At 72.1% G+C, this 13,642-nt stretch carries 14 protein-coding genes; 8 read left to right on the forward strand and 6 right to left on the reverse strand.

Annotated features, from left to right (window positions below; translation table 11 throughout):
- Positions 1–130 precede the first annotated feature (130 nt).
- The 6 genes from ACZ4VK_RS24900 to mscL all read left to right on the forward strand — a co-directional run bounded on the left by ACZ4VK_RS24900 (position 131) and on the right by mscL (position 5,896).
- Positions 131–1,660 carry a potassium/proton antiporter gene (locus ACZ4VK_RS24900; protein ID WP_468355900.1) on the forward strand — a complete coding sequence of 510 codons (1,530 nt, stop codon included), beginning with the start codon at positions 131–133 and terminating at the stop codon, positions 1,658–1,660.
- Positions 1,661–1,926: 266 nt separating this feature from the next.
- Positions 1,927–3,207 (forward strand): MFS transporter, encoded by a 1,281-nt coding sequence (locus ACZ4VK_RS24905; RefSeq protein WP_468355903.1) that lies wholly within the window; start codon positions 1,927–1,929, stop codon positions 3,205–3,207.
- Between the two features lie 68 nt (positions 3,208–3,275).
- Positions 3,276–3,614 (forward strand): FmdB family zinc ribbon protein, encoded by a 339-nt coding sequence (locus ACZ4VK_RS24910; protein WP_468355906.1) that lies wholly within the window; start codon positions 3,276–3,278, stop codon positions 3,612–3,614.
- A gap of 81 nt (positions 3,615–3,695) precedes the next feature.
- Complete coding sequence (locus ACZ4VK_RS24915) at positions 3,696–4,541, forward strand: S-methyl-5'-thioadenosine phosphorylase (protein WP_468355909.1); 846 nt, start codon at positions 3,696–3,698, stop codon at positions 4,539–4,541.
- A gap of 299 nt (positions 4,542–4,840) precedes the next feature.
- A complete protein-coding gene (locus ACZ4VK_RS24920; RefSeq protein ID WP_468355912.1) occupies positions 4,841–5,245 on the forward strand; it encodes a hypothetical protein in 405 nt (134 codons plus the stop codon).
- Positions 5,246–5,359: 114 nt separating this feature from the next.
- Positions 5,360–5,896 carry a large conductance mechanosensitive channel protein MscL gene (mscL, locus tag ACZ4VK_RS24925; protein ID WP_468355915.1) on the forward strand — a complete coding sequence of 179 codons (537 nt, stop codon included), beginning with the start codon at positions 5,360–5,362 and terminating at the stop codon, positions 5,894–5,896.
- Positions 5,897–5,915: 19 nt separating this feature from the next.
- Here the strand turns inward: mscL and ACZ4VK_RS24930 are convergent, their stop codons facing one another.
- The 6 genes from ACZ4VK_RS24930 to ACZ4VK_RS24955 form a co-directional block, all read right to left on the reverse strand.
- Positions 5,916–6,131 (reverse strand): hypothetical protein, encoded by a 216-nt coding sequence (locus ACZ4VK_RS24930; RefSeq protein WP_468355918.1) that lies wholly within the window; start codon positions 6,129–6,131, stop codon positions 5,916–5,918.
- A 78-nt stretch (positions 6,132–6,209) separates the two neighbouring features.
- Positions 6,210–6,596: a hypothetical protein gene (locus ACZ4VK_RS24935; RefSeq protein ID WP_468355921.1), complete on the reverse strand. Its 387-nt coding sequence runs from the start codon at positions 6,594–6,596 to the stop codon at positions 6,210–6,212.
- Positions 6,593–7,240: a QcrA and Rieske domain-containing protein gene (locus tag ACZ4VK_RS24940; protein ID WP_468355924.1), complete on the reverse strand. Its 648-nt coding sequence runs from the start codon at positions 7,238–7,240 to the stop codon at positions 6,593–6,595. Before ACZ4VK_RS24940 ends, ACZ4VK_RS24935 begins: the two co-directional genes overlap by 4 nt.
- Complete coding sequence (locus tag ACZ4VK_RS24945; RefSeq protein ID WP_030315529.1) at positions 7,237–7,836, reverse strand: 4Fe-4S dicluster domain-containing protein; 600 nt, start codon at positions 7,834–7,836, stop codon at positions 7,237–7,239. Before ACZ4VK_RS24945 ends, ACZ4VK_RS24940 begins: the two co-directional genes overlap by 4 nt.
- Before the next feature lie 7 nt (positions 7,837–7,843).
- Positions 7,844–10,168: a molybdopterin oxidoreductase family protein gene (locus ACZ4VK_RS24950; protein ID WP_468355928.1), complete on the reverse strand. Its 2,325-nt coding sequence runs from the start codon at positions 10,166–10,168 to the stop codon at positions 7,844–7,846.
- Complete coding sequence (locus ACZ4VK_RS24955) at positions 10,165–11,289, reverse strand: MFS transporter (protein WP_468355931.1); 1,125 nt, start codon at positions 11,287–11,289, stop codon at positions 10,165–10,167. Before ACZ4VK_RS24955 ends, ACZ4VK_RS24950 begins: the two co-directional genes overlap by 4 nt.
- Before the next feature lie 79 nt (positions 11,290–11,368).
- On the opposite strand from ACZ4VK_RS24955, the gene ACZ4VK_RS24960 reads away from it, so the two are divergent.
- Together ACZ4VK_RS24960 and ACZ4VK_RS24965 are read left to right on the forward strand one after the other, a co-directional pair.
- On the forward strand, positions 11,369–12,556 hold the full coding sequence (locus ACZ4VK_RS24960; RefSeq protein ID WP_468355934.1) for a low temperature requirement protein A: 1,188 nt from the start codon (positions 11,369–11,371) through the stop codon (positions 12,554–12,556).
- Positions 12,553–13,632 (forward strand): P1 family peptidase, encoded by a 1,080-nt coding sequence (locus tag ACZ4VK_RS24965; RefSeq protein ID WP_468355937.1) that lies wholly within the window; start codon positions 12,553–12,555, stop codon positions 13,630–13,632. Before ACZ4VK_RS24960 ends, ACZ4VK_RS24965 begins: the two co-directional genes overlap by 4 nt.
- Positions 13,633–13,642 lie beyond the last annotated feature (10 nt).

Below are 13,642 nucleotides of genomic sequence, written 5' to 3' on the forward strand. Positions count from 1 at the left end.
AGAAAACGTTAAAGATTAGGTAAGGTAACGAAGTGTCGGCCGCTGGAGGAACGATCCAGCTGCATGTGAGGGGAAGGAACGGCCACTGACTGTCCACCAGCTCAACGAACTCCTGCTCATCAGCTCCCTCGTGCTGCTGATCGCAGTCGCGGCCGTACGGATCTCGTCCCGGAGCGGGCTCCCCAGCCTGCTGCTCTACCTCGGCATCGGCATCGCCATCGGCCAGGACGGCATCGGCAACGTCGCCTTCGACAACGCCGAGCTGACGCAGGTCATCGGCTACGCCGCCCTCGTCGTGATCCTCGCCGAGGGTGGCCTCGGCACGAAGTGGAAGGAGATCAAGCCGGCGCTGCCCGCCGCGGTCGTCCTCTCCACCGTGGGCGTCGCCGTCAGCGTGGGCATCACGGCCGCCGCCGCCCACTACCTCGTCGGCCTCGACTGGCGGCAGGCGCTGATCATCGGCGCCGTCGTCTCCTCCACCGACGCCGCCGCCGTCTTCTCCGTACTGCGCAAGGTGCCCCTGCCGTCACGGGTCACCGGCGTCCTGGAGGCCGAGTCCGGCTTCAACGACGCCCCCGTCGTCATCCTCGTCGTCGCCTTCTCCACCGCGGGGCCCGTCGACCACTGGTACGTCCTCGTCGGCACGATCGCCCTCGAACTCGCCATCGGCGTCGCCGTCGGCCTCACCGTCGGCTTCCTCGGCGCCTACGGCCTCCGGCACGTCGCGCTGCCCGCCTCCGGCCTCTACCCGATCGCCGTCATGGCCATCGCCGTCGTCGCGTACGCCGCCGGTGCCATGGCCCACGGCTCCGGCTTCCTCGCCGTCTACCTCGCCTCGATGATCCTCGGCAACGCCAAGCTGCCGCACGCGCCCGCGAACCGCGGTTTCGCCGAGGGACTCGGCTGGATCGCCCAGATCGGCATGTTCGTCCTGCTCGGCCTGCTCGTCACCCCGAGCGAGCTCATCCACGACTTCTGGCCCGCCGTCGTCATCGGCCTGGTCCTGACCGTGGTCGCGCGGCCCATGGAGATCCTGGTCAGCCTGCTGCCCTTCCGCATCCCCTGGCAGGAACAGGCGCTCATGTCCTGGGCGGGACTCCGCGGAGCCGTCCCCATCATTCTCGCCACCATCCCGATGGTGACGGAGATCGAGGGCAGCGAGCGGGTCTTCAACATCGTCTTCGTCCTCGTCGTCGTCTACACCCTCGTCCAGGGGCCGACGCTTCCCTGGCTCGCGAAGGCCCTCAGGCTCGGCGACTCCGACGGAGCCTCCGACCTCGGCGTCGAGTCCGCCCCCCTGGAGCGGCTCCGCGGCCACCTGCTCTCCGTCGCCATCCCGGAGGGATCCCGGATGCACGGCGTCGAGGTCGCCGAGCTGCGCCTCCCGGCCGGAGCTGCCGTCACCCTCGTCGTACGCGAGGAGAAGAGCTTCGTACCGGGGCCCGCCACCGTCCTGCGGCGCGGCGACGAACTCCTGGTCGTCGCCACCGACCCCGTACGGGACGCCACCGAGCGGCGGCTGCGCGCGGTCGGCCAGGGCGGCAAGCTCGCCGGCTGGCTGGGCACGGGCGGCGCCACGGCGGCCTCGGCCCCCGACGGGGCGGCACTGCGCTTCCACCGACACGGCCACGGTCACCACGAGAAAAAGCCCTCCGGCTGAGCGAACATCCGGTTGATCGGAGGCATCGATTCGGGGGCGGGAGCGTTTCCCAGGCAGGAAGGCGCTCTTCCCTGTACCATGAAGGCACACCTGATCGAACCAACTCTGCCTGACGCAGAGCTGGCGCGACCGTATGGCGGCCGTGGCGCCCCTCCACAGTGGGGCCGGCCCGGTATCTACCGCAGTAACGCGCATGAGGACAGCTCTCGGCGACACCCGCACCACCGTGCAGGGGCGCGCTACCAGGCGGCAGAAAGGCCAGGACCGTGGCGTCCACGGTCAACTCGGACAAGCGGCCCGGCTATGGCCGGCTGCTGCGCACACCCGGTGCGCTGTCCTTCCTGCTCCCCGGCTTCGCCGCACGGCAGCCCTTCGCGATGCTGACCATCGGCATCGTCCTGCTCGTCCAGCACACCACCGGCTCCTTCGGCAGCGCCGGCGCGGTCGCCGCCGTCACCGGCGTCTCCATGGCGCTGTTCGCGCCGCAGAGCGGCAAGCTCGCCGACCGCTTCGGCCAGCGCGCCGTCCTCATCCCCGGCGTCCTCGTCCACACCGCGTCCGTCTCCCTGCTCGTGGTGCTCGCCCTGGCCGGCGCCCCGCTCTGGGCGCTGTTCCTGGCCGCCGTGCCCGCCGGTGCCTCCGTGCCCCAGGTCGGTCCGATGGTCAGGGCCCGCTGGGCCGCCAAGCTGGACGGCACCCCGCTGATGCCGACGGCCGCGGCCTTCGAGTCGGTCACGGACGAGTTCACGTTCGTCGTCGGACCGGTCCTCGCCACCGCCCTGTGCACCGGCGTCCACCCGGCCGCCGGCCTGATCGCCGAGGCCGCCCTCACCCTCGTCGGCGGACTCTTCTTCGCCGCCCAGCGCGCCACCCAGCCCGCGTTCGGCATCGCCGCGGCCGCCTCCGCCGAGCCCCGCCGCTCGGCCCTCTCCATCCCCGGCGTCCGCGTCCTGATCGTCGCCTTCCTCGGCATCGGCTCCGTCTTCGGCGGCATGCAGGTCTCCCTGACCGCCTTCACCGAGGAGATCGGCAACCCCGGCGCCAACGGCCTCCTGTACGGGGTCTTCGCCGCCGGCAACATGCTCGCCGGGCTCGCCATGGGCGCCGTCGCCTGGAAGACCGGCCCCCGCCGCCGCCTGATCCTCGGGTACGCGGGCCTCACCGTCGCCGCCTCCCTGCTGTGGACGACGCACTCGGTGCTGCTGCTCGGCGCCCTCGGCCTGGTCGTGGGTCTGTGCATCGCCCCCGCCCTGATCACCGGCTACACCATCGTCGAGACCCTGATCCCGGCGTCCGCCCGTACCGAGGCGTTCACCTGGCTCACCGGCGCCGTCGCGCTCGGCCAGGCCGCCGCCGTCACGGTCGCCGGCCGCCTCGCCGACGCCCATGGCGCGAGCACCGGGTTCCTGGTGCCGATGGCGGGCACGGCGCTCGCCCTGGCCACGCTCCTCGCCCTGCGGTCGCGGCTCAAGCCGCGTCCCCAGGCCGAGGCGAGCCGGGTCGCGGCACGTGGTATCGGTCACCGCGTGCCGGTGGCGGTGGACTGAACCCACGGAATACGTCACTATGGATTGTCGTTAGCACTCGATGAGTGTGAGTGCCAGGAGGAAGACACGTGCCGACCTACCAGTACCAGTGCACCGAGTGCGGCGAAGGCCTCGAGGCGGTGCAGAAGTTCACCGATGACGCGCTGACCGAGTGCCCCAGCTGCAAGGGCCGCCTGAAGAAGGTGTTCTCGGCCGTCGGCATCGTCTTCAAGGGATCCGGCTTCTACCGGAACGACAGCCGCGGCTCGTCGTCCAGCAGCTCGCCGGCCTCGGCGAAGCCGTCGACCCCCGCGGCCTCCTCTTCGACGTCCTCGACGTCGGACGCGAAGCCCGCCGCGTCGACCGCGTCGGCCTCCTCTTCCGCCTCCTCGACGTCCTCGTCGGGCACCGGAAGCTCGGCCGCCTGATCACCGCTCTTCCCGAGGGCCCTCTCGCCGTGTGCGAGGGGGCCCTCGGCGTTTCCGGGACCCGCGCATAGGGTGATCCGCATGGCGACCCACGACGCGTACGCGGACATCGGTGTGATCGGCGGATCCGGCTTCTACTCGTTCCTGGAGGACGTCACGGAGGTGTCCGTCGACACCCCCTACGGCAGCCCCAGCGACTCCCTCTTCCTCGGCGAGATCGCCGGCCGGCGGGTCGCCTTCCTCCCCCGGCACGGCCGGAGCCACAGCGTCCCGCCCCACCGCATCAACTACCGCGCCAACCTGTGGGCGCTGCGTTCCGTGGGCGTACGGCAGATCCTCGGGCCCTGCGCCGTCGGCGGGCTGCGCGAGGAGTACGGGCCGGGCACGCTCGTCGTCCCCGACCAGCTCGTCGACCGTACGAAGGCCCGCGCGCAGACCTACTTCGACGGGGAGCGGCGGGCGGACGGGGCCGTGCCCCGCGTCGTCCACGTGACCTTCGCCGACCCCTACTGCCCCGACGGGCGGCGGGTCGCCGTCAAGGCCGCGAGGGGGCGGGGCTGGGAGCCGGTCGACGGCGGCACGATGGTCGTGGTCGAGGGGCCCCGCTTCTCCACCCGGGCGGAATCCCGCTGGCACGCGGCCGCCGGCTGGTCGGTCGTCGGCATGACCGGACACCCCGAGGCCGTCCTCGCCCGCGAACTGGGCCTCTGCTACACCTCCCTCGCGCTCGTCACCGACCTGGACGCGGGCGCCGAGACCGGCGAGGGCGTCTCCCACACGGAGGTGCTGCGGGTGTTCGGCGAGAACGTGGGGCGGCTGCGCGAGGTGCTGTTCGACGCGGTGGGCGCGCTGCCGGCGACCGTGGACCGGGACTGCCTGTGCACGCGGGCGCACGACGGCTGGGACCTGGGGATCGAGCTGCCGTGAATCGCCCTGAGGGGTGAGGGAGTTGTCCACAGGCGCCGGGTGATACCCAGGCCGGAGCGGGGACGCGGCGGGGCCGGGAGAGTGGGAGCGCATCCCACTCCCGACCAGGACGGGCGGTACCCGCGATGACGTCTCCTTTTCCCTCTCCCAGCCCCGCTGTCCCCTCTGTCCCTTCCGGCAGCTCCCCTCACCCCTCCGTTCCGGCGCCGTGTGCGGTGCCGGTCTTCGAACCCCTTCGGGTACGGGGTGCCCGGCGCCGGCTGCGGCGGGCGCTGCGGCGGGGGCGGTGGGCTCCGGCGGTGCTCCTCGCGCTCGCGGCGGCCGCCCTCGCCGTGGCGAGCGGCGCCCCGGCGGCGCCACCGCCCGACGCCGGAGGGCCGCAGGCCGCCACCGTCGCCGCCCGCGCGCGGCCGTCCGTCGCCGTCCGCCTGGTGTCCGCTCCGGTACGGATCGCCGACGCCGCGACCGTACGGCTGCTCCGCCCCGGTGACCGGGTCGATGTGATCGCCGCGCCCAACTCGGCGCTGGGCGCGGGGGGTGAGGCCCGGGTGGTGGCCTCGGGCGCCCGAGTGGCCGAAGTACCGCACCCGGGCGAGACTCGTTCGGACGGAGGGGCGCTCGTCGTCCTGTCCGTGCCGCGGTCGACGGCGACGGCCCTCGCGGGTGCCGGTGTCACCTCACAACTGGCGGTGACGGTGTGCTGATTCGCACGGACACCCTGTCAAGTCACCGTTCCGAGTGTACGGATTGGACGCCTCTGCGTCGTTCGCGGCCTAATGGCTGCGCACACAGCAGCACACACAACGAAAGGCGCCTTGGTGGCCGAGAAGAAGGAAAGCGTGATGGCGGGCTTCAAAGCCTTCCTGATGCGTGGCAACGTGATCGATCTCGCGGTGGCGGTCGTCATCGGTGCCGCGTTCACCAACATCGTGAACTCGGTGGTCAAGGGAGTCATCAACCCGCTCGTGGGTGCCTTCGGTACGAAGGACCTGGAGAGCTACCAGTCCTGCCTCAAGGGCCCCTGCCAGGTCGACGACGCGGGCAACGCGGTCTCCGGCATCCCGATCATGTGGGGCACGGTCCTCAGCTCGGTCCTGAGCTTCCTGATCACCGCGGCGGTCGTCTACTTTCTGATGGTCCTGCCGATGGCCAAGATCCTCGCCAAGCGTGCCGCGCACGACAAGGCGAAGGAGGGCGTCGCCGAGACCATGGAGATCAGCGAGCTGGAGGTGCTCAAGGAGATCCGCGACCACCTCGTCGCGCAGCGCGGCCCGTCCTCGGGAACGGGAACGGGAGCCGGCACGGGCGGTGGCTCGGGGACGGGCGGCGGTTCGGGGGCGCACCCCACCTCCTGACCTGCACGACGTGCCGGGCTCAGAGGTGGTGCGGCGGCTTCTCGTCGAGGAAGCGCGCGAGGTCGGTGGCGCTGTCGCCGCCGGCCGGAGGCCGCTCGCCCCACCCACGGTCCGTGTCGTCCGCGGACTGCTGGTCCAGCGGATCGTCGAAGACGAGTACCGGCTTCGTCTCGGTCGTGGGATGCGGGCCGGGCCGCTTCGCGTCTCGCGGTCCGTGGGCGGGGGCGGTGCTCATACCTTCAGGGTACGCCCGCCTTCCCGCCCCGCACCTCTCTGATCTGCGGACTTCCGGAACTCGTCCGCGCCCTTCGGTTCAACGGTCCTTCGGGTCCGCCAGCCAGAGGCCGAGCACCACCAGGAACGACAGGACGAGGAAGCCCGCGCCCCACCACGCGGTGCCGGTGTCGCCCGTCATCCACTCGTCCACCACGGTCGTCAGCGCCCAGAGCTGGCCGATGACGACCGTGAGGGCCAGCGCCAGACGGGCGGACAGCTTCGAGGAGCGTTCCGGCTCCTGCTCCGTACCGGCTCCCGGCCCCGGCCCGGTGTGCCGGACGCGGGGATCGCCGTATCCGCTGGTGGGGCGGATCTGCGGATACCTCTCGCGCACGGGCCGGTTCAGCCGTGGCTGCGCGCTGCCGGGGGTGTACGCGGGCGGGCGCGGGGCCTCCGGGTCGTGGGGGGACGGGGTGTCCGTCATGGCCGGTCACTCCTCTCCGGCGCCGTCCGGGCCGGGCCTCCGGCGGCGCCGGGGCAGCCGGGGCGGTCCTCGCCGTTCTGGCGGCAGAAGCCCTCGACGGCGCTCTCGCCCGAGCGGGCGGTGCCGACGGCCCAGACGCTGCCGTCGGCCTGCTCGACGAGCAGCACCTTCGGCAGGCCTCTCGGCGGCGGGCCCGCGGTGACCTCTCCCGTACGGGCATCGAAGACGCCTTCGTGGCAGGGGCAGTACAGCTCGCCCTCGCTGCCCCGCTCCCTGCGCCACAGCACGGCGCAGGCGAGGTGGGTGCAGACGGCGGAGTAGCCGGTGAGGGTGCCGTCGTCCATGCGGACGGCGATCGCCCGGTCCTCGGCGCCCGGATAGCGGAAGGCGAGCGACTCCCCCGGCTCGATCCGGTCGGCGATCTTCCTGACCTCGGGCGCCCCTTCGCTGTCTCCGTGCCGGTGGAGGATGCCGGAGGCGACGGCGACACCGCCGACGGCGAGGCCACCGGAGACGGTGGCGACGATCCGCAGGTAGTCGCGGCGGGTGGTGAGGGAGTCGGCGGCGATCCGGTCGTGGAGCGCCTCCCTGGCCGCGTCCGCTCCGGGGTCCGCGGCGGGCGGCTGGGGGTCGGTGACGCTCAACGGACGTCCCTTCCATTGATCTCGACGACGGGAAGGCCGCCGGGCACCGGCCACTGGACCTTGTCGGCGGGGACGACCATCGCCACGCCGGTGGAGACGGTGGTGGAGCCGAAGGTGAAGGAGTCGGCCACCTGGACGCCGGGGCGTTCCGCCTGGAGCTCTTCGAGGGTTCCGTAGAAGAGGGCGCCGGTGGGGCAGACGGTGGCGCACATCGGGGCGAGGCCGTAGGCGGTGCGGTCGTAACAGAGGTTGCACTTCATCTGGAGCTTCGCCTGGAGGTCGATCTTGGGGACGCCGAAGGGGCAGGCGTTGACGCAGTTGGCGCAGCCGATGCAGCGGGTGGTGTCGGCCTGCTGCACCACGCCGTCGGCGGTCACGAGGATCGCGTCGGCGGGGCAGACCTCGGCGCAGGGGGCGACGGGGTCCTCGCAGTGCATGCAGACGGTCGGGAGGGAGGCGACGGAGTGGCCCTCGTCGGGGTAGTCGAGGTGGATCATCGACTTGCCGCGGTGGGAGTCGCATTCGCGGCAGGCGGAGACGCAGGCCTGACAGCCGATGCAGCGGCCCGGGTCGATGAAGATCGTGCGGCCCATCATGTGCGGGTCAGCTCCTCTCCGAGGTGCCGCGGCCCTGGGGGGAGGTGGGGGGCAGCGGGTCGGTGCGGGAGACCTGGGTCTCCGGGTAGGCCCGGTGTCCGGGGGCGGTGGGCGGGGCCGGGACCTCGTCGACGTGCGGGGCGGGCTCGATGCGGGCGGCGCAGACCTTGTACTCCGGGATCTTGGAGCGCGGGTCGAGGGCGTCGACGGTGAGGGCGTTGGCCGCGGTGGGGACGGGCCAGTGGTACGGGATGAAGACGGTGTCGGGGCGGATGGCCTCGGTGACGAGGGCGGGGAAGACCTCGCTGCCGCGGCGGGTGACGACCCGGACGGGGTCGCCGTTGCGGAAGCCGTGGGAGGGGTGGACCTCGACCCAGGGGCGGGGGGTCTGTTCGACGAGGGCGCCGAGGCGGCGGGTCTGGTTGCCGGAGAGGAAGTGGGCGACGGTCCGGCCGGTGGTCAGCGACAGCGGGAACTCCTCGCTGTACGGGTCCATCGGCGGGTGCCATTCGACGACCTGCAGATGGATCATGCCGTCGGGGTGGTAGGTGCGGCCGTCCTCGAAGAGGCGGGGGGTGCCGGGGTGGTCGGTGGCGGGGCACGGCCAGGAGATGCCGCCGGTCTCCTCCAGGCGTTCGTAGGTGATGCCGTAGTAGTCGTTGACGGTTCCGGCGGAGGCGATCCGGAGTTCCTCGAAGACGGAGCGGGAGTCGGGGAAGTCGAACTTGTCGCCGGCGCCGAGCCGCCGGGCGATCTCGCACATGACCCAGGTGTCGGTGCGGACGCCGGCGGGGGGTTCCTGGGCCTTGTTGTGCTTGACGACCCTGGCCTCGGCGTTGGCCATGACGCCCTCGTCCTCGGCCCACACGGTGACGGGGAAGACCACGTGCGCGTTGGCCGCGGTCTCGGAGAGGAAGAAGTCGAACTGGGCGTGGAAATCGAGGGTGTCGTAGCCGTCCTTGACGGTGGCGTAGTGGGGGAGCGAGACGAAGGGGTTGTTGCAGATGCCGATGAGACCGCGGATCTCCTTGCGCCGCATCTGCCGGACCATCTCCATCATGGAGGTTCCGGCGGGTGGCAGTTCGGTCTCGTCGATGCCCCAGATCTCGCAGATCTGACGGCGGTGCTCGGGGTTGGTGATGGACCGGCCGCCGGGGAGGAGGTCGGACTTCTGACCGTGCTCGCGGCCGCCCTGGCCGTTGCCCTGGCCGGTGATGGTGCCGTATCCGGCGCCGGGCCTGCCGATGTTCCCGGTGGCGGCGCAGAGGTTGATGATCGTGAGGCAGTTCTCGACGCCCTGGGAGTGGTGCTCGACGCCGCGGGCGTGCCAGGCCATGGCCTTGCCCGCGCCGGCGAACATGCGGGCGACCTGGACGATCTGCTCCTCGGGGACGCCGCAGATCCCGGCGGCGCGGGAGGGCGGGTAGTCGGCGACGGTCTTCTTCACCTCCTCCCAGCCGGTGGTGTGGGCGGCGAGGTAGGTCTCGTCGGTGAGGCCCTCCTCGACGACGACGTGGAGGACGGCGTTGAAGAAGGCGGAGTCGGTGCCGGGCTTGAGGGCGACGTGGATGTCGGCGGTGCGCGCGACGGCGGTCTCGCGGGGGTCGACGACGATCAGGGTGGCGCCCCGGTCGCGGGCTCCCCACAGGTACTGGGTCATGACGGGGAAGCACTCGCCGACGTTGGAGCCGGCGATGAGGAGGCAGTCGGTGAGGAGGATGTCGGAGAACGGGTTGCCGGCGCGGTCGATGCCGAAGGCGAGTTTGTTGGCGCCGGCGGCGGAGACCATGCAGAGGCGTCCGTTGTAGTCGACGTGCCGCGTCTTGAGGGCGACCCGGGCGAGCTTGCCGACGAGGTAGGTCTTCTCGGAGTAGAGGCTGGCGCCGCCGAGGAGGCCGAAGGCGTCGTTGCCGTACTCGCCCTGGATGCGGCGGATCTCGGCGACGGTGTGGTCGAGGGCCTCGTCCCAGCCGACCTCCCGGAACTCCTCGTCGCGGTTCCGGCGCATGAGTGGTGCGGTGAGCCGGTCGGGGTGGTTGACCTGCTGGTAGGCGTTGATGCCCTTGGGGCAGAGCCGCATCCGGTTGATGTCGTGGTTGCGGGGTTCGACGCCGAAGACCTTGCCGCCGCAGTCGACCCGGAGGTACATGCCGCACTGGACGCCGCAGAAGCAGCAGTGGGTGGGGACGAGGGTCTCGCCGTTCTGGTCGGCGTGCCAGCGGTCGGCGGGGATGCCGCCGGCGTCGCGGAAGGCGCGGGTGCCGGGCGGGGCGAGGGAGGGGTCGAGCGGCACCGGCTGCCCGGGGGTGGTCGCGGGGTCGGTCGCCGTCATCGGAAACCCTTCTTGACGTGGTCGAGGTAGGCGTTGCCGCGGAGGACGCGCTTGCAGCGGGGGCAGTACTCGGCCCACTCGTCGAAGCCCAGGTCGAGGTCGCGCATGGTGCCCTTGAGGTTCTCCACGTACGGGGCGGTGTCGATGGGCTCGTGGCAGCGGCGGCAGGTGAGCACCTGCTCGTCGGTGCGGCGGGAGGTGTACTTGAAGAGCTGCATGCCGACGGCGGCGGGCCGCTGCACGATGTGGAAGAACTTCCCGAAGGGGATGTAGATGAGGGTGAAGACGACGGACACCATGTGGAGGATCGCGAGGAACTCGTAGCCGCCGCCGTGCAGGAAGACCGACGAGAAGGTGAGCAGGAGCCCGGTCACCGAGATGACGACGAGGGCGATCAGCGGTACGAAGTCATAGGCGAAGCGCTGGCCGGTGACGGCTCCCCGGTCCTTCATGCGGCGCCGGAGGAAGTAGGCGGCGCCCGCGATGACGAGGACGGCGGCGATGTCGAGGCCGTGGAACATGAGCCATCCGAGGACGCCGAGGGCGTCGAAGCCGACGATCTCGAAGCCCCAGATCCGCATCTCGTAGCCGGGGCCCGAGCCGGTGGCGGAGGTGAAGGTGAACCAGCCCCAGGTGAGCGGGAAGGTGATCGCGGCGGCGAGCAGGCAGCCCCAGAAGATGAGCTGGTGGGCGGCCCAGCGGGCGTGGGAGCGGGCGCCGAGGAACTTCTGGAAGCCGAGGTAGGTGGCGATCATCCTCGGGAGGGCGGTGGGTGCCCTGCGGAAGTTCGCGGCGGAGAAGAAGGAGCGCCGGCCCTGCGTGAAGAGGCGGCGGGCGCCGGGGGCGGAGACCCAGACGGTGTAGCGGTAGGCGACGCCGAAGGCGAGGAAGACGGTGGCGACGGCGTAGGGCAGGAGGGCCGAGTCGAAGTCGCGGAGCAGTCGGCTGCCGAAGACGATCGCGAGGATCAGCAGGACGGAGACGGCGGTGCCGGCGAGGGCGGCGCGGCGGCGTACGGCGGCCGGAGACTGCGGCGCGGGGATGTCGGCGGCCGTGCTGCCGGGCGCGGGGCCCGGGGCGGGTGCGGGGGGCGGCTCGGCTGTCTTCGGTGGCTCGGTCACGCGGTCACGGTAAGTCCGTACGGTCACTTTCGTCCTGTTTTGCGCGCGCGAGAGTCTCCGATTCTGATGTGCTGGGGTCATGACACAACCGTTCCTTCCCCTCACCGCACGCTCCCGTGAGGAGTCCCACCGGGCGGCCACACCGCTGGAGCTCTTCTTCGACCTGTGCTTCGTCGTCGCCGTCGCCCAGGCGGGCGCGCAGCTCGTGCACGCGGTGGCCGAGGGGCACGCCGGCGAGGGGATCACCACCTACGCGATGATCTTCTTCGCCATCTGGTGGGCGTGGATGAACTTCTCGTGGTTCGCCTCCGCGTACGACAACGACGACGTCCTCTACCGGGTCGTCACCCTCGTCCAGATCGCCGGCGTCCTCGTCCTCGCGGCCGGCGTCTCACGGGCCGCCGAGCAGCACGACTTCCTCGTCGTCTACCTCGGCTACCTCGTCATGCGGCTCGCGCTCGCCACCCAGTGGCTGCGCGCGGCCCACCACGCCACGGAGCCCGCCGAGCGGACCATGTGCCGGCGGTACGCGGGCGGGGTCATCGCCTGTCAGATCGGCTGGCTCGCACTGATCCTCGTGCCGGAGCCGGCCCGCCCCTGGGTCTTCCTCGTCATGGCGCTGGCCGAGTTGGCCGTACCCCTGTACGCGGAGAAGGCCAAGCCGAGCACCTGGCATCCGCACCACATCGCCGAGCGGTACGGCCTGTTCACCATCATCGTGCTCGGTGAGACCGTCGCCGCCGCGACCGTCGCCGTGAAGTCCGGCATCGTCGAGAACGACGCCCTCGGCGAGCTGCTGCCGATCGCCGCCGGCGGTCTGCTGCTGGTCTTCGCCGCCTGGTGGATCTACTTCGTCGTCCCCGCGCACGACCGCCTGAACTCCAGCCGCCAGGGCTTCCTGTGGGGCTACGGCCACTACGTGATCTTCGCGTCCGCCGCCGCCGTCGGCGCGGGCCTGGAGATCGCCGTGGAGCAGGCCGTGGGCAAGGCGCACATCTCCACCCTGGCCGCCTCGGCGTCGGTGACGATCCCGTCGGCCGTGTTCCTGCTGTCGGTCTGGCTGCTGCACGCCCGCTACTTCAAGGTCGGCATCGCGCAGCAGCTCGTCCTGCCCGTCTCCGCGCTCCTGATCCTGCTGTGCTCGTTCGCGGGCCGCTGGGCGGTCCTGGCCGCGGGCCTCGTCGCGGCGACCACGGTCGCGGTCGGTGTGACCCTGACGGCCCGGAACCCGGCGACGCGCGATCCCCGTGGTAGGCAGGGGGCATGACACAGCCCGAGGGAACCTACCGCCGGGACGGCATCACCGATGTCGGTGGGCTGCGCGTGGGGCACGCGCGCGTGGAAGGGGACGGGGCGCTCAGCGGCACCACGGTGGTGCTGGCGCCGCAGGGCGGGGTCGTCGCCGCCGTGGACGTACGGGGCGGGGGCCCTGGTACGCGGGAGACGGACGCGCTCGACCCCCGGAACGTCGTCCAGCGGATCGACGCCGTCGTGCTCACCGGCGGCAGCGCGTACGGGCTCGACTCCGCCGCCGGGGTGATGGCCTGGCTCGAGGAACGGCACCGGGGCGTGCGGGTGGGGCCCGACCCCTCCCACGTGGTGCCGGTGGTGCCCGCCGCATGCGTCTTCGACCTGGGCAGGGGCGGCGACTTCACGGCCCGCCCGGTCGCGGCGACGGGACGGGCGGCGGTCGAGGCGGCCGACGCGAGCGGCGACCACGCGCGCGTGGAGACGGGCGCGGTCGGCGCGGGCACCGGCGCGGTGGTCGGCGGCCTCAGGGGCGGCGTGGGCACGGCGAGCACGGTCCTTGAGTCCGGGATCACGGTCGGCGCGCTGGTCGTCGTGAACGCCGTGGGCTCGGCCGTCGATCCGGCCACGGGCGCGCTGTACGGGAGTTACCACGCCGAGGGCGGCCCGCCGCCCCTCCCCGCGCCGGCCGTCCACGAGGCGGCCGTGCGGCGCCTCGCGGAGGCGCGGGCCGCGAGCGCCCCTCCCCCGCTGAACACCACGCTCGCCGTCGTCGCGACGGACGCCGTGCTGACCCGGGCCCAGGCGCAGAAGGTCGCGGGCACGGCGCACGACGGCATCGCGCGGGCCCTGCGCCCGGTGCACCTCATGAACGACGGGGACACCGTCTTCGCGCTGGCCACCGGCGCCCGGGAGCTGCCGGAGGGCCCCGGTCCGCTCGCCCTGAACGAGGTCCTCGCGGCGGGCGCGGACCTGGTGACCCGGGCGATCGTGCGGGCGGTGCTCGCCGCCCCCGGTGGCCGGCGCGGGTCCGGCGGGGACTTCCCCTCCTACGGCGAGCTGTACGGAACGGAACTGGGCCCGTACTCCCGGTAAGCTCAAGGGA

Source organism: Streptomyces sp. NPDC028711 (genome assembly GCF_055565415.1).